The sequence below is a fragment of the Psychrobacillus sp. NPDC096426 genome, from assembly GCF_044762745.1.
In the GTDB taxonomy this organism is placed as follows: domain Bacteria; phylum Bacillota; class Bacilli; order Bacillales_A; family Planococcaceae; genus Psychrobacillus.
The window spans coordinates 1-25534 of sequence record NZ_JBIWEX010000040.1 but is presented as its reverse complement, the minus strand read 5'-3'; the positions used below and the strand labels follow the sequence as shown (position 1 = coordinate 25534).

The window sequence follows — 25534 nt, the reverse complement described above, 5'->3', positions numbered from 1 at the left end:
TCAAATGTTGGTGTGGTAACTACATTTTACACGAGGTCGTTATGGGCTTCTTTTAATTCAACTTATAGGTGTTGCACTTAATATTACAATTCGTCGTTAAAAAAAGAGGATGATAAAATAATCTATTGCTATAGCTGTCGCAAAAAGAGCCTGTTTACGTGTAGAGATGTGAGTAATAATAGTGGTGTAGAGAGTCATTGTAGCGAGTGTACATATCTGTGGTTTGAATGGCAAAATCGAGCAGTAGAGCGAGAAAAAGAAAAATGGCAAGAATTTAATGGAGGGTTAGTAAATAATACAAAAATTCTTCTATCAAATTTCATTCAATAATTTATTTATAAAAAAGATTCATTATTTATGGTAAAGTTTGAAGAAATACAATTAAACTAACGCGGCAGTTTAGTTTAAAAAGAGAAGTGTTTATTTAAAAGGACATATTCATTTGAATAACGGGTTTGTTACTTATCGCAAAACTAGAATTTACACACAAAAATACAAATAAATATGTATATAATTGCACCGCAATTGCGGTGCTTTTTGTATATAAAAATAAATAGCCCAGTTCATGGAACTGAGCTATATCTGATATTTATTATCAACGCTTATAGAACTAAAGCACACCGTTAGTTTAAGTACAATTATTCACAATCTAAATTTAAATTAGCTTCATAAATTTAATTACCGGGAATTTTTAAAGCAATCTTCCATGCCTCATATAATTCTTTAATCGTTGAGTACCGTTTATCCCGATTATCCTCTACAGCTCTAATTGCTATTTCAAATAATGCTGGATTGGCTTCCCACTTTGAAAATGAATGATCCATTTCCCCACCCAATAACCCAAATGCTATTGCTCCCATATTGAATACATTGGTTTTGGAATCAATAGGGTCCCCTAGAGTGAATTCCTCTGGGGATTTAGATCTTGTAGCACCCCAAAAATGTTCCCCTAAATTATTTACAGAAGGGGATTTGCGATAAAAATCTATATCACATATTTTTGTCTCATTATTCTTAAAATCGTATAAAATACTTCCATCATAAAAATCTACGGCAACAAATCCTTGTGATTCTACATAACTGTGAAAAGAAAGTATTGTATCGAGAGTATCTAAACGTTTTTTAATTTCAAGATTCTTGAAACGATAGAACGGAGACTCAGGGTTAGTATACTTTGCCTTACCTCCAAAAGACCAATGAGAATGCAAGCACTCACCTTCGAACCATTCAAAAACTAATGCATACCCACTTTCTATTTGAAAATGATCTATTAATTTTATTAAATTTGGATGCTCTAACTTTTTATAAACTGGGATAGCCTCTACCAAACGTTCAATTGCATCTTCGGGGTTACCAGAAAAATCTATCGGTTTAGCTCCAGCATATTTCACAAAAAACTTTTTATTATTACTCTCTAATCCGAAACTGATATTTCCAGAATCTTGTTGATCAAATACACAAAAAACATATCCTAAATTCTTCAACCAAGAAAAGTCATGATCCCCTTGTAACTCGAAACTTACATCGTCAATCGTTATTATAATTGGATTCTGTTGCTCTACATTTTTCATAATAAGATCCTCCTATTTAATAGGGATCACGTAGTTTATAGGGGCATTTATACGTTACCCTTTTAAGTGAATATAACCCCATTAATTATCATCGTCATTTTCATAAGACAACTCCTCCTCCCAAATCCATTCAAGAAAATTATAACATTTTTTTATTTGAAAATGATTATATTTTTTTGTAAATTCACTCTATTAGGATATAAACACTTATTGAACTAAACTGCTGCGTTAGTTCAATAAGAAAAATGCTTTACTCCTTCTTGAAGTAAAGCACCCGTTAGCCATCCATGCAGCACAAAAAAATGCTGCACCACAGAGAATGAAAATGGTTAGGAAGTGTCAATACTGATACTGACCTTAATCCAGTCAACCGTAATCCATAGACTTATTTACGCTCTCCTCTTTTTTTTTACGATTAAGTAGGGGGCTTCTTAAGTATTGTCATTTTTCATTTCTTGAGGAACTAATTTTCATGGGAGTTGAAGAAGAAACATTTTACGTTACTACTTTACTTAAATATTCCAGAATCAATATTGACCAGTGTATTTTTTATTATTCGCAATAAACGATATAAAAGGAATAATACCCAAGGTAACATTTAAAGTGACAAATTGATGATTGGAGAATCTCGATGTAGGCAACTATTCCCATACAAATCATTAAAGTTTAAAATAAACGGACAGTAAGTGGTGTATAACCTTTAGATAATCTAACTTTTCTTAAACGAATTCCAAATACCCTCATTTTATTGACTACTCCTATGTTTTAAATAGTTATAAATTATATCTAATACCATAATACTCATCACTGGTATATAAAACCAAAGGGGGTAGTTGGGTATAAATATAGTAAATGAAAGTAGTATTGCTGCTATTATGGTTCTAAAATTCTTTTCTTTATAAGAGAGTTCATTGTATTTTTTCACTAGCTAATTCGCTCCTCTATAGATAATCTGCTACATGAAACTTTAATAGAAAAGACATTTTAAATAAAATGATTTTTTTGACTCGAAAATGCTTTACCCCTTTTTGAAGTAAAGCAGCCGTTAGTTGAATAAGAATTTACTAATATAATGTGGTGTACTACCGTGCAATCTGAGTTTATAAAAAATAACTCATAATAATAAGTTCTCCTTTTTTCCCCATCTTTCTTGTACCCTCATCAATATATCCACACTTCTTGTATAATCCTTGTGCGGCTTCATTCTTTATATTTACGGCCAATACAATTTCATTAATATCTATAAAATTTTTCTTCACAAAATCAGGTAGTAGCATTAAAGCTTTTTTGGCATAACCATTACCTTGATGACGATAATCTGTTGAAAAAGCTCTTATTAAAATTGATTTATCATTATCGGAGTATGGTTTTACACCATCATTTCTATGTAGTACAAAGAAAGTAACGAGCTTATCATTTTCTAAGGCTAAAATTGAATGACGATTTAAATCCTCATTAGAAAGTTTAATACATTCATTAGGTATACCTGTAAATCGGAGTTGTTCTTCAGTTAATTTATATTGTTCAATTAAATGATTGAAGCTATCATCGTAAAAATGTAGTTGCATTATTTACCCTCCAAAACGAATATTTGTTCTAATATTATCAATATATGAATTTGGGTTCAATATTAAAAGTTTATTTATATACGAATTTATCCCAATCAAACTAAACTGCTGTTTTAGTTCAATAAGAAAAAGGGCTTTACCCCTTCTTGAAGTAAAGCACCCGTTAGCCATCCATGCAGCACAAAAAAATGCTGCACCACAGAGAATGAAAATGGTTAGATAGTGTCAATACTGATACTGACCTTAATCCAGTCAACCGTAATCCATAGACTTATTTACGCTCTCCTCTTTTTTTTTAACGATTAAGTAGGGGTCTAAGTATTGTCATTTTTCATTTCTTGACTAATTTTCATGGAAGTTTAAGTGCAACCCTTCACATACAACATCTTTATTAACGCTGTAACACAAAATTTTCTTATTACTTTACTCCATGCACTTCCTTAAAGGAAGGGCTTAGTTCACTCCATACGTCAAATAAATTTCCGTCTAAATCAAAAAAACAAAATTGTTCCCAGCATGTCCACGGTCTTCAATTTCACTGACACGGACTTTCTGCTCTTCAAGGAAATTATGGAATTCTACTAATCGATTATAACCATCTACTTCGAAAGTCACAGTAAAATGTTCCTTTCCATGAACATCTGAAAATTTTGCAACCTCTCCTGGTATAGCCTTTACAAGGAAGAAACTCTGATGAGCAAAATCTAAAATTGCCTTATCCTCATTTCGAAAATTTTCAATTGCTCCGAGTTTCTCTTGATACCATTTTGATGACTTCTCCGGATCTGTGACAGGTATGTACGTAGTCCCTACTCTGTGAATAAACGTACTCATTATTTACAATCCCCCAATTTAGTTTTTATTAAATTCCTATTAGAATGTTACGATACCTAAACCATTTCCATCAAGATCATAAAGGTCAAAAAACCTCATTCCGTCTCCTCCGTGAATTTCGCTTACTCTGTAATTATGGTTGGATAAATAATTATGGTATCCATCAACATCATCACAATAAAAGTTGAATGCAATGTGATTACGTTCAGGCATTTTCTCAACTTTATAAAGAGTTAAAGCTGTTTTAGTCCCTCCGTCCTCTTTAAAACGAAAACCTACATATAAACCATCGCTGCTTCGGTAGACCACTTTAAAAGGGAATGTGTTCAAATACCAATTTTCTGAATTTTCCAGATTGGTAACAGGAACAAAAACAGCATCTATCCGTTTAACAGATTTCATTTAAATCACCTCCTACTTAAATAACGAATAAAAAATCCAAAAAGATACGGCCGCTTTTTAAATTTTTTCTTTAACCCAAAAACGATTACCATCCGGGTCTAACAGTTCAAATATAAAATGGTCATCTGATTTTTTGATCTTTATTCCTCTAGAAACTAAAAGATGGTATGTAGAAACAACACATTTGAAATCGTTTCGTTTCAGACCATTTAACATTCGATTCAGAAGGTTAGGCGTGGGTTCCTCATTGGTTTGCTGGAGATTTTCTAATTTGGTGAGATTTTTTTTCGCTCTATTGATTGCTGCTTTAACTCCACCTGTAGTCATGTCCAGCATCTTTGCAATATCATTTGAAGTAAACCCAAAATATTCTTTAAGCAATAGAGTAGCAGCTTGTTTAAACGGTAATAGAGAAATAAGAATTTCGACTGATTCTAATAGACTATAATCAAAAGTGCCTAGATCATCTTCATTGTTGATTCCTACAATCTCACGCTTGGTTTTCCTAATTGTGTCGTACCACTGATTAGTAGCAGTCTTAAAAATATATCCTTTAGGGTTGGGGTGTTTAGAAAGACTCGAGCTATTCGTCAAGAGTTTTATTAAAGTATCCTGGAATAGGTCTTCACCATTCCAAGGAGTACCCGCTAACATATAACAGTACTTTTTAAGTTCCGTTAAAAATGGATCGAAATTATATTCTGACATTAAATCCATGCTCCTTACCAACAAGGGTTTACCATATTCATGGTAAATTAATCTTCTACGAAATGAAGGCTTTATCCTGCCATTCAATCTATTTTATTTCCTTCTTAAACTAACCTGCACTCTTAGTTCAATAACAAAAAAGCTTTACTCCTTCTTGAAGTAAAGCACCCGTTAGCCTCCAGGAAGCCCTACTTCAACCACAGTATATAGAAGAAAATTACGTTCTTCCATGGTAGTTGAATAAGACTCAATCACTTTAAGTATTTAGAATGTATTAAGAGGAATATCTCTCCATATGTTGTCTATATAATTTCCAGCCGTCTCGTTCCTTTTTAAATATTTCCAAAGCCAAAGCACTTGCTACTTTTTCACCTGATAAATAAAAGTTGATAATCGATGAAAAGATAATTTCATTTTCTGAACGAAGATTATGAGTTAAATCATTATACTCCCATTGTGGATTTTTACCTTTATACGAGTTAAATGTTTCCACATTTGATTTTTTATAAGAGTCCCCGTTATAAACTTCATAGTCTCTATCATTGTAATACCCAAAATATCCAATAAAATCATTTGATATCCACTTATTCACTTCATTCACATCTCTGTTGTTTAGAACAGAACGATACTCTTCAACTGCTTTAATAGCTTTACTTACCATTATTTTACCTCCTTTTAATATCAATAGTTCTTACTCAAATAAACTGCCGCGTTAGTTCAATAAGAAAAAGCTACCCTAACAGGCTTCCACTTGTTTAATTAAAGCACCTGTTTGTTGAATATCGGATTTCACTAATGTTTTGTTTATTTTTTGAATAAGACCAAAACCAATTCCAACAGGGTCTATCAAGTATGCAAGATAAAAATCATCAAACTCCATTTTATCTCGTATAATCATCGCACCATTGTTTTTAGCTTTACAAATAGCCTCATCAATTGAATCTACTTCAATTTGAATACGAGTTCCATGAGGAGAATCATTTTCCTTTTCCGATTCCTCCATTAATTCCAGTTTTTTCAACACCCCCAGTATTAACAGCCCAATAATCATCCCAGCGAGGGTCAGCAATTTCCCGATCAAAAACATTAGAATAAAATTCCGCTGCTTTTTCAGGTTCTTGACTACTTAGTTCGAATCCAATTACTCTTCCCATTCCCCTAACCTTCTTTCCATTAACTCTATTTGAAACATCAATTAACAATTCAACATTTCACAAAAAATACCTGCAAAATAAATTAGATAATTGGTCGAAAAAAAGCAATTTTGTTATACAATCCTGCTACTTTATTTCAATAAGAAAAAACGCTATACTCCTTTTTGAAGTAAAGCATCCTTAGTTGAATTAGCACCTTCTCTTTTATTACACATTATAGACTTAATGCTACATAATTTTTTAAAAATTTAAAAAGGTTTTTCTTAGGATTTGTTGAATTATTAAAAGAAAACTGAAGCAAAGGGTGAAATGTTAATGAATTCAATCGCTTCTCCAATCTCTTGTAAGGTAAATAATGTTTTTATCCATGTGAGCAACCTAGAAAAATCCGCAGAATGGTACAGCAAACTACTTGGAATACCCTTTAACAAGGATAGTGTTTCATCTCCTGTTTACAATATCCCTGTTACAACTGAAACTGGCCTTACTTTAGACGACCATACTTTCGATCCGAGCTTTTCATTAAATCCTTCGAACCATGTTTTATTTAACTTCTTCGTCAAAGATATTGATGAAGCATACAAATTTATCGAAAACAAAGGAGTTACAGTTGTTGGAGAATTAGAACGTATTGGTGATTTTGCCTATTTTAACTTTCAAGATTTAGATGGTAATGTTTTAATGATCTGCAATTGTTAAATGTTTTGAGCAAAGGTTAGAGATTTATCTACCATTGCTCTTTTTTTATTGCCCAGTTTGTGTCAAATAGTCTTATTCAACTAATCTTCACCTTTAGTTTAAGTGCAACATTTCACATTGTATTGCCGAAATCTACTTGATGTTCTGGGCATAAAAATAGACCATCGTAAATGATGGTCTTGTTTAACTAGTCGAGTAGAAGGGAACCTCTCTACCTTACGGTAGATTGTGTTCCTCCCCCTCACAGAACCGTGCTTGCGCTATTTACGCACACGGCTCCTCCAAATCATCATTCACACTGACTCTGCTATCCTCAATAGTTTAGTTTACATTTATTATCTCTACCGCTGTGTGTAGTAAATGTGTCCCTAGTGAGGGTGATCACTTGGTAGCAGCCTTTCCTCCATCGGCATTACCCAACTTCATTGGTACTACGCTGCTATCCGACTCCCTACAACGGCATTTGGCTTCCTTGCTTATTATCGCTTGTACACCATACTCTTCTATAATAATGAAAAGACCGGTAGGGCCTCCCGAGTAGCCGTATCATATCAATGTGTGACGTGCCAAGGTCTCTGACTCCAGAGAGGTTTTATCCTTCTTGCCTTTAACGATGAATAAAATGTAGCTTTCTGCCGTGCTTAAAGCATCAGCCCTCTCGATTTACTAACATTATGGAGCTCAATCCCTTCAACCAGTTGGCTTTCGGCCCGCCACCTAACTGTCTACGCTTAAAGGCTAATGTTACCATTAGCCCTCCAAGACTCGCTACGAGTGAATGGCTAGTTCTTTCTCGACGGGAATCCCACCCGCTATATGATACGACCTAGGCTCGGCCGCACAAGCAAACGTTAGTTTAAGTGAAATTTTTCACAATATTTTTTTCGTGGATATACAATTTAAATTTTTATCGTCTCTGTGAAATCGTCATTTCTTCCCACGAATAATCGGGTATAGTTGCAATCCATAACGTATCTCCCATGCTATCCACATCCGAAACGACAAAACCTACCGCATCAAACACTTTTTCCGGTTTCCTTTCATCTTTCGTGTTGATGGAATAAATAGCTTCCCCTCGATGTGTATAACCAAATAATTTCTCACCTTTATTAATAAATTGAACTACCACTTCATCCACTTTAATTTCTCTCCAATTTCCCTCTTGCAGATCTTGAATCCAAATTCCACTTTTTGTAGTAATGAATAGCCTATTATTAATGATTTTCATATCTAGAGGTTCCTCATAACTATTGGGCATAGTTATCTCGTTCCAGCCATCATTTGCCTTCTGCAAAATCTTCCTTTCTTCTGTAAGTCCTAACAAATCCCCATTATTCGTTATTTGAACCCCATGAAATGGTTTAGGAACAATAACTTGTTCCCAACTCTCCCCTTGATCGGTTGTATAATAAATATTTCCATTTGACAGCACAGCTATATGATTGTTGGTTGAATAATCAACTTGCACAATCGGATTATCTAATGAAAGAATTTTCTTTCCTTTACTTTTGGATGTAATACCTGCCCATATTTCTTTTTCAGTTGCTACATATAATTGATCATTCCTATCAAACCACGCGTGTGTTACATAATTATCAACCTGGAGTGCTGTCCATGTTTCTCCATTGTTATGGCTCCATTCTATAAAAGGTTGCTTGGTTGTACTAAATTGGGATGGCTTTTTGTCTCCCCATACTACTAAATACTTGTTTTCAGCGATACCCCCCATAATTGCCATTCCTTTTTTTGATGTCACAGATTCGTCGGATCCTAAACGTGCTTTAATCAAACCGCCTCCAACGGAAACTTTGTGGCTAGCACGCACTATTTCACCATTTTTAGCATCGAAAGTTATTCGTGCAAAAAGACTATCCTTATCATTTCCTAAAACGGCTATAGTTGGTTTACCCTTTTCGCCATCTATTGTAAAATGGTAACCTGTAGCCCAATCCACCCCTTTTTGTAAATCATATTTTTCCTTCGCGATTTTTACTAAATCAGAACTATCAAATTTAATATCCTCTAATATTATTTCTCCAAAACTAGGTCCCTTCCCCACATGAGTTATACTTACTTCCCCTCTTGAAATAAATATAAATAATTGTTCCTCTATACCAGGAGCCTCAAAACTCAAATTCCAATTATATCGTTTACCTGTTTCTCCCCTTGTTCCTCCCATATCTTCATCCACACTGGTAAAAAACGTTAAATACGCATTCTCATTCCATTTTTTCGCTCTATCTAATCCAAGTTTGATGGCCTCTTTTAACGTAATTTCCCCATCTGAAGCAATTCCTTCATGACCAATCAAATTTACAACAACTAAAAAAACAACTAAGAAACAAGAGACTATTTTTAAGAACCTCAAAATTACCACCATCCCATGATTAATGTGTCTATTTAGGATGGAGTAAATACTTTTTTAAATACCCTCTTAGACCCAACATAACAAACAAAATACTCCTTTCATCAGAGAATCCTACTTGCACTAACCTGCCCCTTTAGCCATCCATGCAGCACAAAAAAATGCTACACCACAGAGAATGAAAATGGGTAGGAAGTGTCAATACTGATATTGACCTTAATCCAGTCAACCGTAATCCATAGACTTATTCACGCTCTCCTCTTTTTTTTAACGATTAAGTAGGGGTCTTTTTAGTATTGTCATTTTTCATTTCTTGAAGAACTAATTTTCATGGGAGTTTAATAAGAAAAAAGGCTTTACTCCTTCTTGAAGTAAAGCTAATCGTTAGTTGAAGAAGAACTAAAGGTGTTGAGATTAATTAACACTTTTTTATATCTCCAAAAGTAATTTTCATGCTGGGTGTGTATATTAAAGAGGAATCCATGTTAAATACTTGTGAAAACAGTAGTTCAGCCTCAAATTGTTCCTGTGCTTCCTTAAATGTAACCCCTCGTTTTGTCAAACTTTCAATAAACTGATCCTTATTTATAGGTTCTCCACCTACACCATCTTCCTTAAGCGAACAAAACAATTTTTTCTTATCTTGTTGATTCTCATCTGGATAGAGGAAGTTAACTTTATCACTGACTCTGCACTCAATGTTCTTCACGCCCAATTCAGATAGATATTTAGGTACTTTTGCTCCAATATTTCCATCGTTTCCAGTTTTATTTGTACTCTCTTCGAATAATTTCTGCAGAATACCAAGTGGAACAATTTGTGATTGTTCATACCCTCCAAGTTCGTATGATGACATACCTGAGATCCAATGTGGTTCGAAACAAATTATTTTTCCATCGTTAACAATAGAATTTACCATTCTTTGAAGCATTTTTTGGGGTTCGGACATGTGTAATAAAAAAGCATGGCAAACAGCAATGTCGTACTTACCCTCTAATTCAATCTCATAGGTATCTGCTACAAAGAATTCAGATTCATACGGAAGACCATGAAAATATTCTATCGCCTTATTAATAAGTTGTTGTCCTTTATCTATCCCTGTATATTTGGATTTTTTTGGTAATAAAGGTAATATTTTAAGTCCTAAATACCCATATCCACAACCAAAATCAATAATATGTACTGGTCTGGAAATCTTCCAAACACTCTTCACTAAAAACTCTAAATAGTCATCGTTATAATATAAATCTCTCGTTCTTTTGAGGTATTCCAGTTGGGTATCCCAATAATACTCCTCCATTTAAGTCCCCCCTATTTTTCTTTTAAAGAAAATTTTCTATACAAATCCTACAATTCCTTCCTCAACTAAACTGCACCGTGAGTAAAAAGGTTCTTATGTCTATTATTCTAATAAGTTGGCAATAATCCTTTTAGTATCAATATTTTGATAGAAGATAAATCGATCATTAATTTACAAGCATTTTTACATGCTAATAGCTTAAACTCTTTTTGGTCTTCAATTGTTTTATTATTTGCCTGATCAGATATAGATTTTGCACAGATAAAAGGTACGCCATTAATATAGGATACATATGAAAATGCTGCTATTTCTTGATCCACGGCAATGGCATTATGATTTTTACTTAAAAATCTTCTTTGTTCATCATCTCTAATTCGTTGATCACCAGATACCACCAATCCATAGTGAATATTAAATGCAGTAAGTTTCGCATAATCCCTAAACTCTTTATAAAGAACATTATTTCCATCTACAATATTTGTCCTACCTGTATAGAGATCCCAAATATCTTTCCCTCTTCCAGCATCTGTCACATCGTGTTGTAGCATTTGATTAGCAACTACTATTTCCCCTCCCTTTATTTCATCAGACAAGCTACCGCATATCCCTGTCATATATAGTTCATTAGGTTTAAACTCTGAAATAAGTAATTGCGAACAGCTCGCACATTTAATTATTCCTACTCCACTTATTACCGAAATAACCTCCACATTATTTATATAATGAAAATGATATTCCCAAGCTGCTACTTTTTTAACTTGTTTACTTGGATATTTTTCATGCCGCTATTATCCCTATTCTCTTCATATTTCAACCCCTTAAAATAAGGTTATCAAAATTTACTGAAATTTTCGATAATATATTAAACTATATTTGTATTAGGAGGAAATTTTATGTTAGATATGTTTTTCTATAATTGGCAAGTAAGAGATGATACCTTCATTTTATTGCAAAGTTGAATTTTTTTAGCTACATGCTTTTCCATTTCAGTTTCCGTTTTAATTTCACCAAACATATATGTCCAAACTCCAGGGTAGCTAATAGAAAATAAATCTCTTGCATTCTCTTGTTGTAAAGGTCTGAGTATAATGCCTTCACTCTCTAAGACAGGTGGTTCAATAGACAATAACTGACTCAAATAGGCTCTCACCTTAATTAATTTTACTGAAATATTCACTTTATACTTCTATTTCAACATAAATGATAAATTCTTTCCTCGACTAAACTGCTGCGTAAGTTTAAGTGTAACATTTCACCTTGTACATAAAACAAGACCATCATTTTTGATGCTCTCAGACTGTCTACTGACAGCCCTGTTTAGCTAAAGCACCCGATAGTTTAGGAAGAAATCTTTAAAGTTGGAAATTTAAATCATTTAAAGTCCCATTCAATATTTATCTGATTTTCTCCGCCAATTCTAAAATAATTCCCTCTGGACCGCGAACATAACATAACTTATAACTTTCTTCATACTGCTGTATCTCACTAAAGATTTCTGTGCCCTTCTTTTTCAACTTCGCAATAATAGCTTCAATATCTTCAACAGCAAAGCAAATATGTCGGATCCCCAGCGTATTTGCAAAAGGTTGCTGAATATCTTTTTCATCTGACGGAGTATAAAATTTGACTAGCTCTATCCATGCCTGACCATCTGGCATCCCCAATCCTACACATGCCGTTTTAACATCATTAAGCCCAACTATTCTGTCTAGCTGTTCTCCATCCAATTCCCATTCCGCTTGCACTTCAAGTCCTAAATCAAGAAAAAACGCTTTAGCCTCTGAAAGATCATTTACATTTATACTCACATGATCTATTCTATTGATCTTCATATATCGTACCTCCCGTGTTCCAAATATCCTTCTTCAACAATTCTGCACCGTTAGTTCAAGTGAAATATTTCACAATAGTACAATTCAAGTTGCGTTAATAGTAACCTTGTGTTTAAAATTTCTAAAGTACACGAACCCTGCAACAGCTATATTAATAAGTCCACTTGTTAAAGAGATCCAGAAAAAAATTCTTCCGCCAATTGTTGGTGAATTAAAAATAAAACCAGTAAGTAATATCATCATACAACCCATTAATCCCCAAAAGCCAATAGCCCATTTAGGCTTATTTTTTATTAGATAATAACCAACTATACTCAAAATGTATAATACACTAGCCATCATAATAACGGGAAATAGTGGTTGAAATTTAGCTGCATAAACAAAATAATCAAGTTGACTAATATCACGACCATTCGTAATCTCCATATTAAACAAATTAGAAAAAGGGGTGGAATACCTCCACTCCCAAGGGGTACGTGCTATAGCACTTCCTTCATACCATGCTATAAATGTTGATACCACTAAAGTAAAGATCCCAACGATAAGTTGTAACACATACTTAAACATTTTTGTCCTCCCAGTAAATTTAATTTATTACCAACACGCCTTACATTACTTGCTGTTTCAATATCTATTACGATGTTGTCGTTGTATTTAAATAATCTTAACGATCTTCAACAAAAGCACCCGTTCATTCAAGAAAATATGTCTACTTAAAATTCTTTACCCCATTCATCATCTAAAATTACACCATTTTCAGCGATATATCCCATAATAACCGAACCATGTTGCAACTTATCTTCGCTTTTTAGGAAAGATATGAACTCATCAACAATTTTTTCGTCCCCGTCGCTCCTCTTTCGGATAACTGTAATACGGATGGTAGGTGTAACATTAAACTCTTTATAACTTCTGGGATTAAGAGGGTCAATACCCAATTCTTGCCCAATTTTTTTATTGATAATGGAAACAAAGAAATTAGTTGTTTCACCAAAATTCCCTTTAATAAAAGGACGTATTTCATTTTCTAAATCCTCCTCCCATTTATCAGCGATGTAAGTGTCTACCATCTGTTTCGTTCCCTCATCATAATAAACAAAAAATTGCGTATTACTTCTCTTCTCTCTAGCCATCGCAGCATATTCAAAATAAAAGTTCCCCATATTGTCATACAAAGTATCATATATCTCGAAGTTATCATTAAATTCATCTTCTAAATACTGCTCTGCTTGAATCTTTATCTTTTCTTCTTCCTCTTTATCTGGCTTCATTTCTAATATAAAAACAACTACAAGGAATCCAATTACTAACAAGATGACACCTAAAACACCGAGTGTGATTTTAAGAAATTTATTCAAAATATCCCCTCCTTTATCACTTCTATATTTTACCAAAACATCCGTTAGCCATCCATGAAGCGCAAAATCAGCGCTTCACCACAGAGAATGAAAATGGTGAAAAACCGTCTATACTGATTCTACAGCTGGGAGAAGAAGGTCGATGAACTATGGTGCCATAGAGCCCTTCCGTTAGTCTGACTCCAACGACCACGGTGCATCACAGACTGTCGCACTCTATTGCACCAGCCTTGCCTTTATTCTATGAAGAATGGAGTTGGTTCCTGATTTACTTTTTAACTCTTTATAATCATTCTGAAGGCTCAGCTTTTTTTAAAAAAAGCTTTTTCTGAGTCTCTTTTGTTATGCAATTATATAGATTTTGAGCATTTTTTAATTTTCATGGGAGTTGAAAAAGGTATACAATTAATATCTAATATTTTCACACTTTTACAAGCAGTTCTAATGCTTTCTTCAAGTCAATATCCTCTTTTATATGATCTGGACTCCAAGGGATATAAATGTCAGGCTTAATTCCAACCCCACTCATACCCTTTCCTTCGTCTACTATGGATAATTTAGATGTTGGGTACCAAAGTTCGAATTTATTCTCCCATCCCATTACAGCGATATTAGCATAATCATTTAAGCCTAATGTCGATCTTCCGATTACAGTAATCTTAGAGGATTTTTTGCAAATCTCAACAAATGAATCACCTGAACTCCCGCAGTAGACGTCAGTTAATAGAATGATTTTTTCAGGTCCTAATTTAGTCTTTAACAAAAGACTTCCTTCCATCTCTGAAAGATCAAGCTCAACAAAACCCTTATCTTTGTTATCCTCTAATACTTTAATAAGAATATTTATTTGATTCAGTGTAGTGGCATCTTCAATAGAGGATAAGGCACTCTTTAATGATTCTGTTTGGAGTTCTACATTTCGAGTTGTAGCATTTGTTAACATAGAACCTTCACCAAAACTATTTAAGTCAATTTCTTCTCCTTCAAAAAGATAAGGAAGCAATTCAAAATAGGCTAAATCGCTTCCCCCCTTATTGACACGAACATCAATAATTAATTTTTTTCGATTGGTTAGTAGGGTGTCATTTTCATTTATTAAATTTGAAATAGCATCATGGTTCGTAAAGTCTGTTAACTTTAAATATAATGTATCCTCTGTTATTTCTTTTAAAGAATACTCGGGTTGGAACGTCTCTTTTTCATATTTTTCCAGTTCAAGAGTAAAAGAATTTCCAAATTCATCTATTCCCTGCATACTTTTGTATAGCGGAAGAATCGAACTCCAGTTTTCTCTTTCTGCATCCGTTTCCATCAATCTTCTTTTGTGGAACTTCACTAAATCTGAAACATTTTTTTCGTCTAATGCCGTAATAGCGTAACCTGGTTTTACTCTATCTTCCTTCCCATTAGATAAAACATAAAGAGAATCTTTGTACCTTCTGACGGTAAAGCCGACATCAAAGTTGTTTTGTTTCAACTTATCATCATATTTAAAACCCATATGTAAATCTTTAAAATCTAATAAATAATCTTGAACGATATCTACAAACTTATCATCATTCTTATTTTCCTGTTTGCTAATTTTTTTTATTTCATTACGATAAAAATCAGGATTATCGCATCCTTTTTTATCTAAACAACCAGCATAATCTTTATGTAAGATACTAACAACTTCATCAAAGATTTTCATATACATCTCGCCTTCTCCTCTTTCCTCAAATTTATTATTTTCTACTTTATTAAGGTACCGAATTTATCTGATTTTTTTTCTTTATTACTAATACGATTCCGTGAATAACAAGTTTCATTTAAATAAATCACTTTTTTCTTATTCAACTAAACTGTTGCTTTAGTTCAATAAGAAAAAATGCTTTACTCCTTCTTGAAGTAAAGCACTCGTTAGCCATCCAGCAGCAAAAAGCGCTGCACCACAGAGGATGAAAATTGTATAGGAACGGGTATAGATTAGTATGGTTGGCGAAGAAGGTCGATGAACTATGGTGCCTTTGAGCCCATCCGTTAGTCTGACTCCAACGACCACTGTGCATCACAGACTGTCGCACTCCATACGAGTAGCACTCATGGGAGATTAATTCTACTCTGGTTATTGCACCAGCCTTGCCTTTATTCTAAGAAGAACGGAGTTGGTTCCTGATTTACCTTTTAATTCTATATAATTATTCTGAAGGTTCAACCTTTTTTAAAAAGCTTTTTCTGAGTCTCTTTTGTTATGCAATTTTATAGATTTTGAGCTTTTATTAATTTTCATGGGAGTTCAACGAAAGCCTACCCTTCAATCCACTCTTTTCCATGATCACGAATAAATTTAATATCGTTTTGATAATGTTCAACATGCCCTTCATCTATCATCTTTTGAAAAGCAATGTCACCTTCACTGGCTTTTCTTTTAATGGTTTTACATAGTCCTTCTAATCGTAGCAATACCATCTCTAAATACTCCTCTTCTATTCCCTCACTGTAGGATTCAAAAAACAATTTAACTCTTTGTTTTATACGTTCGGCATGCTGGAATGAATTATAATAAACAGCCTCACCTGTTTCAGAATGATAAACTCTACTTAAGGGGACGCAAGTGTAAAGAGTATAGGCTATGTCCCAAAGTCTTGGACCAGGACCAGCAACATCAAAATCAATAATACCTACTGGTCTTTTATGATTAAAAATAAGATTGTATATTGCAAAGTCATTATGACATAGTACCTCAAATGGTTTGGGGGTGTTATCTATTGCTTGCCAACTTTCTTCAATTGAAAAATCACTCACAGAATCATGATAAAGACGTAGAATCTTCGCTATTCCTTTTAAAACATCATTAGACCACATGTATTCTTTTAGAGGATAATTACCAGCTTCCCCTTCAATAAATGATAATATTTCTCTTCCTTTTTCATCAATACCTAAAAACTTTGGTGCATAACTGAAACCTTTGTTCTCCAAATGCTTTAATAGCTTATGAATTTTGGGACTATCTGGCTTTAATTCTCTTCGCACAGTAACTCCCGAACGATAAACATTAGAGACATTCCCTCCTGTTAGAATTTCTTCGTTCTCATGGTTTGACATCTATAAACACCTCCTTAATATCACTTTCTATAAACCTTAAAACAACTCCTGCTTGTTCAACTAACCTGCTGCGTTAGTTCAATAAGATGTCCCTAAATTTTATAAGGAACCGGATTTCATGATGGCTTATAGACTGGTTCTTTAACAATAACGTTGCGTAACTTAAGATACCTCCATGTTATGGTAAACGAAACAAATAAGGTTATATTGACCATTGGAGGCAATGTCAGAACCATATGATGACCATAGTTCCCATTCATACCTACTTGTAGTTTCAATTTATCATATACACGACCTTTATCATTAACTACGATGAATTCAAACCATGGCCAAGAAATGAGGGTTCAAGTTTAGCCTTCTTATGTACCCAAGTTTCTGCTCTTTGTGTACTTAAATAATAGTTTCATGAAAGTCTAATTCCAAACAGCATACTGCCATATATTATAGATAGGTTACTCTGTTAGGAGGTGAGTATATGTTACTTTTTTCACCAGTTCCAGGAAGATCCTTTCCCCCAAGAAATAGACAAGTATTTGGCCGTCCTTATCAGGGACAACAGTTTGGCCCTCCTTATCAGGGACAACAGTTTGGCTCTCCTTATCAAGGACAACAGTTTGGCTCTCCTTATCAAGGACAACAGTTTGGCTCTCCTTATCAAGGACAACAGTTTGGTTCTCCTTATCAGGGACAACAGTTTGGCCAAACTTACGACAATAGATGGAACCCATCTTTCATGTCCCCTAACAATTCATCTCCTGGTATTTTAGGAAACCTGCCGAACCATATCAACACACTTATGGGTCACGCCAGTACCATAAAGAATGGATATAGTATGATGAGACAATTAGGATCTTTTATGGGTTTGTTTAGATAGTGAAAAGCCGATGTTCTCTTATATATGGGACATCGGCTTTTTCTAATAATGCTCCTAACAATACAGCCCCATCATATCAACTCGCCCTATACTATTAGAATACTTCTCGAACCCCTGAAATTTTCCTCTTCTGCTAATACATTAACGTTCTTTCTGAAAAAAAGTTCATTTATCAGAAAAATTACATATTATAAACATTTTCCTTATTAAACTAACCTGCCCCGTTAGCCATCCATGCTGAAAAAAACGCTTCACCACAGAGGATGAAAATTGTTGCAGAACGGGTATAGATTAGTATGGCTGGCGAAGAAGGTCGATGAAGTATGGTGCCAGTGAGCCCATCCATTAGTCTGACTCCAACGACCACGGTGCATCACAGACTGTCGCTCCCTACAGGAAGCACTCATGGGAGATTAATCCTACTCTGGTTATTGCACCAGCCTTGCCTTTATTCTAAGAAGAATGTAGTTGGTTCTTGATTTACCTTTTAATGCTATATAATCATTGTGAAGGCTCAGCCTTTTTTTAAAAAAACTTTTTCTGAGTCTCTTTTGTTATGCAATTATATAGATTTTGAGCATTTATTAATTTTCATGGGAGTTGAAGAAGAAATATATTAAGCCTCCACTTTACTTAAAGTCGTTTACCCAAAACCAATATCGACCAGTGTTTTTTTTATTATTTGCAATCAACAATATAAAAGGGATAATGCCTAAGATAATATATAACGTGATAAATATTGATGTTTGTAGAATTTCCATGTTCTCAACTATTCCCATGCAAATCATTAATGTTCCTAAAAATAAATAAGGAAAAACTAATCCTTTCTGATAAGATTGATACTTTTCCTCACCTAAAAGAATTCTTGTTTTTTGGGGTAAAAAAAGTCACTTTTCATTAGATGGCTAAACCCTATAATCATCACTGATATTCCAAAAACTATTTAAATCCCCCTCCTTTTTCCTTAGACTCACCTGCCCCTTTAGTACAATAAGTTCAACAAAAAGGATATCAATCCCTTCCTTGATAGACGCCACGTTAACGTATAAAGAAAACTGTGAGTCCATTCTATCAGTATCGAAGAGTGAAGATAAATTCTTCAATCTCCTCATTTCGTGCATTTGCAAATCCTTTTCCTTCCCCTGTTATTAGAAATCCACATTTTTCAAGAACCAACCTCGATCCGATATTATCTTTTGCAGCCCGAGCGTATAAAGGACGTATTGTTACTAAAGATAGAAATTGCTTAAGTGCATCCGTTGCAATACCTTTTCCCCAATGTTCACGGCCTATCCAGTAACTTACTTCACGTTCTTCAAACATTTCAAAGCTGGAGATATGACCCACCACCCTATTTTCTAATGTAATAGCCTGCTTGATAATGGTTGCATCGGTTAAAATACGGTTCCAGTGCTTACAAAACTGATTCCAGTTTGTTGAATCTTTTGACGTGAAAGCTGCCATCTGATTGGCAATGTCATCTTTCTGATGTTCAAAGAATATAGGTAGATCACCAGCTTTGATATCTCTAAGTATTACTTTATCCACATTTGCCTCCTTTGACATTCCTTTAAACTAACCTGCTTCGGTAGTCAAACCACACCCATGTCTATAATTCTATTAAATTGGCAATAATCCTTTTAATATTACTATTTTAGGGGGAATGGAATTGTTACAGTCAAAAGTATGCTCTTCGTTTGAAGCCGATAAACGAATAGAGAGCTTTTCGCCGCAAACGTTGAAGGCCTACCAGTTACAGTCTTTGCTACTAATTGATTATTTTAAGGATGTAGAGATAGAGTTACTGGATACAAATCAACTGAAAGAATATCTCGCTATATCCGGCAAGCATTTAATACCAGCAAGCCTTGCACATCGTATTCGTTTTATGAAGTCATTTTTTCGTGGGTCTCATGAAGAAGGATACGATGTGCAAGAATCCAACTTCCAAAATCAAAGAGCCCAAAGTGAGAAAGCGGATACCTAAATATTTATCCGAACGGGAGATCGAACACCTTCGTGAATCCTGTCATTCCCCAATCGAAAAAGCGATTTTTGAATTCGTGTTTTCTACGGGTTGTCGAATTGGAGAAGTAGTTGCGTTAGAAAAGAACTATATTAATTGGTTCAATCATTCCGCGATCGTGAGAGGAAAAGGAGATAAGGAAAGGGAGGTTTATTTTAATACACGTTGCGATATATGGCTTAAACACTATATAGAAAGCCGTAATGATCATAACTCTACTATTTTTGTAACAGCCAGACAGCATACAAAATGAGCGTCGCCCAAATGCGATACATCATCAAGCGAATCTCCAATCGTGCTGAAATTAATAAAGAAATTCATCCACACCAACTTAGACACAGCTACGCAACTCATTTGTTGAATAATGGAGCTCCACTTGAAGTCATACAAAGTCTTATGGGGCATGAGAAAAGTGAAACCGCAAGGATCTACTCTCGGGTTAAGTGGGAGGCAAAGGAAAGTGTATTATCAGAAGTACTTTTAAATGTAAACGAAGCAACGTCTTAAAGGACGTTGCTTCTACTTGACAAAAGCTCCCGTTAATGAAATAAGGTATTTTATTTATTATAACCTTACCAGTGTACTTGAAGTTTATTACCATTTGGGTCATAAAAGTGGAAAAAGGCATGACCATTATCTTCTTTTATATCCTCGACCTTAACTTGATTATCAATTAAGTGTTGATGAAATTTAGATAATTCTGGACTTGTAAAGCCAATGCTAAATTCTTGTTCATTATCAATTGTAAAATGTGCAAATGTTTCATCTTCGGTAGGAACTAAGATAAGTAAGAAAGGTCCTTCATTTACTTTTAAAATCGCAAGTTCCTCAGTAATGTTTAATAACTGGAGACCTAACACATCTCTATACCATTGTGCAGATAGTTCTAAATCTTTTACAGGAATTCTAATATAATGTACTTGTTCAATAAATGATTTACTCATAGCCTTCTCTCCTTTATTTAATCTGGTATATCAAATAGTTCCCTTTCTATATACCTTTTTCCTTCCGATTATTGAATTAACCTCTTCGTTAGTTCAATAAGAAAAAAGATCTGCCTATGGCAACCCCACTCTCTTTAACTAAATCTCCCTTACCGATATTCCCTTTCCCATAGACGTCCCACATTCACCTTACGACAATCACTTAACAAATGTAAAAATCAATATACTCATTCCAAAAAATATATACGCAATCTGAATGATTATGTACATTGTATATTCAACTTTTGAAAGTTTTCTTTGTTTCTTGTTTTTTATCAAATGCCGAAAATAAAAAGAGGAACTAATTAATAGCACTATTATATAAATTGCTTGTAAAACTTCTGCTAAAATTATCAAGCTAGTCGACTCCTTATTAATTTACTCTAATGAACCAATTATTTTAATACTATTTAAGTAATTGGAATTTTCAATTTTATTATTCAATATTCATTGCTACTTATTATACAAACCTGCCGCGTTAAAGTACCCGTTACTTGAAGAACATCTAAAGTGTCCCCTTAAATTTCTCTGGCTTTTTTACATAACTTTCGATTATAAATCCACATTCAGTACAAATAGTGTATTCAACTTCTGATCCAAAGCTTATCTTATTAGATGGAAGAATATCTGCATATCCACTACCACCATTTTTACCTTTTCCCAATTCTTTTCCACCACATTTAGGGCATTCTGTTGCTTTCGTATGATGTTTCATTTGTAAACCTCCACTTTAGATATATAAAAAATTACAATAAAAGCAAATCCTTAAATAATTATTTTTCAAAAGATTGAATCGCTATTTTTCTGATGTTCTTAATATAATTACGAATGAACAATAAATTGGTTTCATCTTATTGAACTAACCTGCTGCTTTAGTTCAATAAGAAAAAGGCTTTACTCCTTCTTGAAGTAAAGCACCCGTGAGCCATCCATGCAGCACAAAAAAATGCTGCACCACAGAGAATGAAAATGGTTAGATAGTGTCAATACTGATACTGACCTTAAACCAGTCAACCGTAATCCATAGACTTATTTACGCTCTCCTCTTTTTTTAACGATTAAGTAGGGGTCTTCTTAAGTATTGTCATTTTTCATTTCTTGAAGAACTAATTTTCATGGGAGTTTAATAAGAAAAAGGCTTTACTCCTTCTTGAAGTAAAGCTATTAGGAGTGTTATTCTTCTGTTTCTTCTTCATCTATTTTAGCATTTGTAAATGCTGGTTTTATAAGTGGAGTTGTAGTTGAATCATTTACGGATGTCGCATTATTTTTTTGCTTAATCTCAAAATATTTATCTACAAGTCTTCGTGCTATAGGCGTAGAAAAATTTGTTTTGTATGATGATTCCAACGAAGCATGCGGGATAACGAGTGCGTATGCTATTTCCGGATTATCAAATGGGGCAAAACCGACATGGGTTAAGTTTACAGTATTAAATGATTGCCATAACTCGGCATCAAAATAGCTAGCTTGAGCAGTGCCTGTTTTTCCTCCCCCAGTAAATGGAGCATTTCCAAAGGCTTTATTCGCCGTACCTCCTCCACTAAAATATACAAGTCTCATACCCTTACGTACACGTTCGATTTCTTCTCGAGTGTTATCTACTGTGTTTAGTATAGTTGGCGTTATTTCATTTACTACCTTGCCTAGTTGGACGCCATCCTCAGAAGGCTCTCTAATTTCCTTGACTACATGAGGTTGAATTCTATTACCACCATTAGCAAGCGTAGAAACAAATTGGGCTAATTGCAATGTAGTGTACGTATCAAACTGTCCAATACTTAAATCTAGCAGCTTACCATCTTCAAATCCACCTGTGCTCCCGTTCACTTCTCCAGGTAAATCAATGCCAGTTAATGCTCCGAGTCCAAGTTGAGCATAACCACTCCTCATTTTAAGAAAGGCATCCGTCCCAAAATTAATAGGTTGGTTTGGTCTATAAGTACTGCCGGCAACTCCATATGCTGTTTTAAACATATATACATTGGAAGAGAGCTCTAGCGCTTGTAAGTCATTGATTCGTACACTTCCGAATCGGTTAAATACAGAACTTTTTGGTTGCGACCCCTTTATACGGATAGGTTCATCCACTAATGAGCCTCCGATTGGATACACACCCTCCCGATAACCTGTAAGTATAGTACCTGGCTTCACAGTGGATCCAACTTCATATGCATTAGTAAATGCGCCAAATGCGTAGTCATTAATTTCTTTTGCACCTGTTTTTTCATTTTTTCCAATCCGTTTACCTACTAATGAAAGTACTTCACCGGTATAAGGATCCATCATGATAAAATAAACATTTTGCAAATATTTACCACCACTGTTTTTACTAAATTTAAGTAGTTCTTCTGCTAGTATTTCTTCATGCGCCAATTGAACTTCACTGTCCATTGTTAACACTAAATCTTTCCCAGGTTTTCCTTCATAAACTGTCTGAATATCGATAACTCTACCTTTTCCATCCGTTATATTTTTGACTACACTTTTTTGACCTTGGAGCACTTCCTCATATTGTTGTTCAATATAACTTGTACCTACACGGTCATTTCGAGAATAGCCTCTAGATAGAAAATAATCTAATCGATCTTTTGGAATACCTACTTTTGGCAATGTAGTTGAGCCTAATATAGCTAGTGAAGATGTTTTTACTCTTCTCCAATCGGTTGTCGTATTAACTCCCTCTAATTCACCCAATCTTTCTGAGACCCGTGCAAATTCTTCAACTGTGACCTCTTCTTTTACGTCATCTCCTTTAATAATCTGAGGAGATAATGCATATCCAGAGGCCATTTCTCTATAAATCGCAATGACTTCCAAATCGTCCTCAGTAAAGGAATTTAATTGTTCTTCTGTTATTCTGCTTCTACTCAAACGGTCGATTGCTCTATTTCTTTCTGTTTTTTCTAATTGTTTATCTGCTTCTATTTTTTTTCGCTCTTTATCCGTCACCAACTCAAGTGCTTCTTCTGGATACTTTTTTAACCAGAAATCTTGCAAATCACTCTTTGTAATATTGTTTGGTTCCTTTTCTATTAAAACACTTAATTTTTCTGCAATTTCATACATATTTTTTGACTTCGTTGTTTGCATTTTTGTATAGGTTATAGCTCGTTGCGGAAGATTATCAACCATTATCCGTCCTTCACTATCGAAAATTCGACCACGGGGTACACTAGTATTTACCGGGATTTCTTCACCTCGGACTAATTCACGTGTATATTCTTCTCCTTTAACGATTTGTAAATATCCTAATCTTAATATTAGCATTGTAAAAAGTAAAAATATCGAGAAAAACAATACGTTCATACGAAAAGTAATAGTTGATCGTTGTTTAACTTTCATACTTTGTGCACGTTTATTGGGAATTTTTCGCATGGGAATACCTTCATTTTTGTTCTTGACTCACTTTCAAGTGCCGTTTGTTCTGTAATGGATACCAGTATTTCATTTTTTAATTCAGATAAGAAATTTGATATTTCATCATTTCCCCCGTTTTTCGGAGCAACTACTACTTCCTTCTCGCTTTCTAATACCTCGTTCGTTTCTGCTTGAACTTGTTCTTCTTTCTGCTCTCCATTACACCCAACTAACAAAATCGAACCAAATACAATTCCTGAAATTATAGCTTTTTTCATCACTTCTAAATTCTCCTTTCAAAAATAAATTGCACATTCCACAACAATTCTCCATACGTAAGTTTGACGGTATATATTGGGAAAAGTTAAATTAAAACATAATCTTCTTCAACTAAACTGTTTCGTTAGTTCAATAAGTAAAATGCTTTACCCTAAAGCACCCGTGAGTTCAACAAGACATTATTAAATGTAATCAATTGAAATAACGCCATCTGTAATTGTTATAAAGTTTGCGTTACCACCGATAATACAAATTATATAATCCCCATCCACCTTTACATCAAAAGAGGTTGTCAGTTTATCAGAAACGGGAGCAGAAAAAATCTCTGTAAATTTCCCACCTAATATATATCCAACTACAGTATGACTTAAGCCATCAGGGATTATGGTTAAATCTACCGATACATTATCTCCTTCTTTTAATTTCAATCCCTGAACTTCGCCATGTAATAAGAAAATATCACTATTGTGCAAATCCATATTTTCGAAATAGTAGTTATTTGGAGATTTCTCTTTCATTGTAATATTGATTTTATTCCAGTCTAGAAATTCATCCTCAAATTTAGCTTTAGTTATTTCTTCGGCTTCTTTTTCAGAAGTGTCCTTGTTGACTAACACTATGGTCAAAGTAGATATTGCAATAAGAAGTACTACGACTATGATGCTAAACAGGTAAATTCTTTTTTTCATAAACTCATTCCTTTCACTAAGTCTTTTTCTTTATAATTCCTTTATCATTACTGTTTCGGTGTTTGTCAATATAGTTGTCGCATTTAGCTAGTTTAGTATCTTTAAAATACATATTCTTATCTCTTGTAACCAAAAATTCTGTCAAGGCTACCGCGCTGTGCTTGCTGGCCTGGTGATTTGAATGGAAAGGAAGAGCGTTCTTTCCATTCAAACCACCAGGGGAAGGGGGATTACGGTTTAACCAATGATTCTATTTGCCCCTCATCTCGCATGGGATTGAGCGCGACTTGTTGATGTGGTGCCCAGTCTCTTGTGTCCCGTGCCCAACGTTCTGGGTGCTTTTCTTTTGCCGTTTCATACACTTCTTTTCGTTTTTCTAGTATGTCCACATGTGCCCCAGTGTGACATTGTATAGGTGTAACGAAGTTAAGCCCGCTGTGTAAATGAA

The 25534-nt window shown here is 34.3% G+C and carries 26 protein-coding genes and 3 pseudogenes; 5 read left to right on the top strand and 24 right to left on the bottom strand.

Features of this window, described 5'->3' with window-relative positions:
* Positions 1-674: 674 nt before the first annotated feature.
* The 8 genes and pseudogenes from ACIQYS_RS21520 to ACIQYS_RS21485 form a co-directional block, all read right to left on the bottom strand.
* Positions 675-1571 (bottom strand): protein kinase domain-containing protein, encoded by an 897-nt coding sequence (locus ACIQYS_RS21520; protein ID WP_402984938.1) that lies wholly within the window; start codon positions 1569-1571, stop codon positions 675-677.
* 1100 nt (positions 1572-2671) lie between these two features.
* Positions 2672-3139, bottom strand: coding sequence for a GNAT family N-acetyltransferase (locus ACIQYS_RS21515; protein WP_402984936.1), 468 nt, complete (start codon positions 3137-3139; stop codon positions 2672-2674).
* Between the two features lie 418 nt (positions 3140-3557).
* Positions 3558-3973: pseudogene (locus ACIQYS_RS21510) on the bottom strand (VOC family protein).
* Positions 3974-4012: 39 nt separating this feature from the next.
* The gene (locus tag ACIQYS_RS21505; protein ID WP_402984933.1) at positions 4013-4375 is read right to left on the bottom strand and encodes a VOC family protein; all 363 of its coding nucleotides are present in this window, start codon (positions 4373-4375) and stop codon (positions 4013-4015) included.
* A gap of 57 nt (positions 4376-4432) precedes the next feature.
* Positions 4433-5083: an RNA polymerase sigma factor gene (locus ACIQYS_RS21500; RefSeq protein ID WP_402984931.1), complete on the bottom strand. Its 651-nt coding sequence runs from the start codon at positions 5081-5083 to the stop codon at positions 4433-4435.
* 274 nt (positions 5084-5357) lie between these two features.
* The gene (locus ACIQYS_RS21495) at positions 5358-5744 is read right to left on the bottom strand and encodes a DUF4440 domain-containing protein (protein ID WP_402984929.1); all 387 of its coding nucleotides are present in this window, start codon (positions 5742-5744) and stop codon (positions 5358-5360) included.
* A gap of 75 nt (positions 5745-5819) precedes the next feature.
* On the bottom strand, positions 5820-6104 hold the full coding sequence (locus ACIQYS_RS21490) for a VOC family protein (protein WP_402984927.1): 285 nt from the start codon (positions 6102-6104) through the stop codon (positions 5820-5822).
* On the bottom strand, positions 6061-6237 hold the full coding sequence (locus ACIQYS_RS21485; protein ID WP_402984925.1) for a VOC family protein: 177 nt from the start codon (positions 6235-6237) through the stop codon (positions 6061-6063). The genes ACIQYS_RS21490 and ACIQYS_RS21485 overlap by 44 nt, the downstream gene beginning before the upstream one ends.
* A gap of 315 nt (positions 6238-6552) precedes the next feature.
* Between ACIQYS_RS21485 and ACIQYS_RS21480 the strand changes: the two genes are divergently transcribed.
* On the top strand, positions 6553-6936 hold the full coding sequence (locus ACIQYS_RS21480; RefSeq protein WP_402984923.1) for a VOC family protein: 384 nt from the start codon (positions 6553-6555) through the stop codon (positions 6934-6936).
* Positions 6937-7843: 907 nt separating this feature from the next.
* Here ACIQYS_RS21480 and ACIQYS_RS21475 read toward each other — a convergent pair.
* From ACIQYS_RS21475 to ACIQYS_RS21435, 9 genes and pseudogenes are all read right to left on the bottom strand, one after another.
* The gene (locus ACIQYS_RS21475; RefSeq protein ID WP_402984921.1) at positions 7844-9304 is read right to left on the bottom strand and encodes a WD40/YVTN/BNR-like repeat-containing protein; all 1461 of its coding nucleotides are present in this window, start codon (positions 9302-9304) and stop codon (positions 7844-7846) included.
* 415 nt (positions 9305-9719) lie between these two features.
* Positions 9720-10601: a methyltransferase gene (locus tag ACIQYS_RS21470; RefSeq protein WP_402984920.1), complete on the bottom strand. Its 882-nt coding sequence runs from the start codon at positions 10599-10601 to the stop codon at positions 9720-9722.
* Positions 10602-10708: 107 nt separating this feature from the next.
* Positions 10709-11383: pseudogene (locus ACIQYS_RS21465) on the bottom strand (phosphorylase family protein); the annotation flags it as partial.
* A 128-nt stretch (positions 11384-11511) separates the two neighbouring features.
* Positions 11512-11739 (bottom strand): hypothetical protein, encoded by a 228-nt coding sequence (locus tag ACIQYS_RS21460; protein WP_402984918.1) that lies wholly within the window; start codon positions 11737-11739, stop codon positions 11512-11514.
* 256 nt (positions 11740-11995) lie between these two features.
* Complete coding sequence (locus ACIQYS_RS21455; RefSeq protein ID WP_168243561.1) at positions 11996-12433, bottom strand: VOC family protein; 438 nt, start codon at positions 12431-12433, stop codon at positions 11996-11998.
* A gap of 84 nt (positions 12434-12517) precedes the next feature.
* Positions 12518-13000 carry a YjdJ family protein gene (locus tag ACIQYS_RS21450; RefSeq protein WP_402984915.1) on the bottom strand — a complete coding sequence of 161 codons (483 nt, stop codon included), beginning with the start codon at positions 12998-13000 and terminating at the stop codon, positions 12518-12520.
* A gap of 146 nt (positions 13001-13146) precedes the next feature.
* Positions 13147-13791, bottom strand: a complete 645-nt coding sequence (locus tag ACIQYS_RS21445; protein ID WP_402984913.1) for a hypothetical protein — start codon at positions 13789-13791, stop codon at positions 13147-13149.
* A gap of 421 nt (positions 13792-14212) precedes the next feature.
* Positions 14213-15487 (bottom strand): S41 family peptidase, encoded by a 1275-nt coding sequence (locus tag ACIQYS_RS21440; protein WP_402984911.1) that lies wholly within the window; start codon positions 15485-15487, stop codon positions 14213-14215.
* A 590-nt stretch (positions 15488-16077) separates the two neighbouring features.
* Positions 16078-16875, bottom strand: coding sequence for a phosphotransferase (locus ACIQYS_RS21435; RefSeq protein WP_402984909.1), 798 nt, complete (start codon positions 16873-16875; stop codon positions 16078-16080).
* Positions 16876-17350: 475 nt separating this feature from the next.
* Here ACIQYS_RS21435 and ACIQYS_RS21430 point away from each other — a divergent pair, with 475 nt between their 5' ends.
* Positions 17351-17749 carry a hypothetical protein gene (locus ACIQYS_RS21430; RefSeq protein WP_402984907.1) on the top strand — a complete coding sequence of 133 codons (399 nt, stop codon included), beginning with the start codon at positions 17351-17353 and terminating at the stop codon, positions 17747-17749.
* Positions 17750-18820: 1071 nt separating this feature from the next.
* Here ACIQYS_RS21430 and ACIQYS_RS21425 read toward each other — a convergent pair.
* Complete coding sequence (locus tag ACIQYS_RS21425) at positions 18821-19315, bottom strand: GNAT family N-acetyltransferase (protein WP_402984905.1); 495 nt, start codon at positions 19313-19315, stop codon at positions 18821-18823.
* Between the two features lie 103 nt (positions 19316-19418).
* Between ACIQYS_RS21425 and ACIQYS_RS21420 the strand changes: the two genes are divergently transcribed.
* The 3 genes from ACIQYS_RS21420 to ACIQYS_RS21410 are packed head-to-tail and all read left to right on the top strand — an operon-like array spanning position 19419 to position 20282.
* Complete coding sequence (locus ACIQYS_RS21420; protein WP_402984903.1) at positions 19419-19736, top strand: site-specific integrase; 318 nt, start codon at positions 19419-19421, stop codon at positions 19734-19736.
* Entirely contained in the window at positions 19663-20028 is a 366-nt protein-coding gene (locus ACIQYS_RS21415; RefSeq protein ID WP_402984901.1) for a tyrosine-type recombinase/integrase, read from the top strand. The genes ACIQYS_RS21420 and ACIQYS_RS21415 overlap by 74 nt, the downstream gene beginning before the upstream one ends.
* Before the next feature lie 11 nt (positions 20029-20039).
* Positions 20040-20282 (top strand): tyrosine-type recombinase/integrase, encoded by a 243-nt coding sequence (locus ACIQYS_RS21410; protein WP_402984899.1) that lies wholly within the window; start codon positions 20040-20042, stop codon positions 20280-20282.
* 65 nt (positions 20283-20347) lie between these two features.
* Here ACIQYS_RS21410 and ACIQYS_RS21405 read toward each other — a convergent pair whose 3' ends face one another.
* From ACIQYS_RS21405 to ACIQYS_RS21380, 6 genes and pseudogenes are all read right to left on the bottom strand, one after another.
* Positions 20348-20719: a VOC family protein gene (locus ACIQYS_RS21405; RefSeq protein ID WP_043931838.1), complete on the bottom strand. Its 372-nt coding sequence runs from the start codon at positions 20717-20719 to the stop codon at positions 20348-20350.
* 544 nt (positions 20720-21263) lie between these two features.
* Positions 21264-21473 (bottom strand): transcription initiation factor TFIIIB, encoded by a 210-nt coding sequence (locus ACIQYS_RS21400; protein ID WP_402984896.1) that lies wholly within the window; start codon positions 21471-21473, stop codon positions 21264-21266.
* Between the two features lie 458 nt (positions 21474-21931).
* Positions 21932-24136 (bottom strand): penicillin-binding transpeptidase domain-containing protein, encoded by a 2205-nt coding sequence (locus ACIQYS_RS21395; RefSeq protein WP_402984894.1) that lies wholly within the window; start codon positions 24134-24136, stop codon positions 21932-21934.
* Complete coding sequence (locus ACIQYS_RS21390) at positions 24100-24399, bottom strand: hypothetical protein (protein WP_402984892.1); 300 nt, start codon at positions 24397-24399, stop codon at positions 24100-24102. Before ACIQYS_RS21390 ends, ACIQYS_RS21395 begins: the two co-directional genes overlap by 37 nt.
* Before the next feature lie 180 nt (positions 24400-24579).
* Entirely contained in the window at positions 24580-25086 is a 507-nt protein-coding gene (locus ACIQYS_RS21385) for a hypothetical protein (protein WP_402984890.1), read from the bottom strand.
* Between the two features lie 230 nt (positions 25087-25316).
* Positions 25317-25534, bottom strand: a pseudogene (locus ACIQYS_RS21380) (hypothetical protein); the annotation flags it as partial.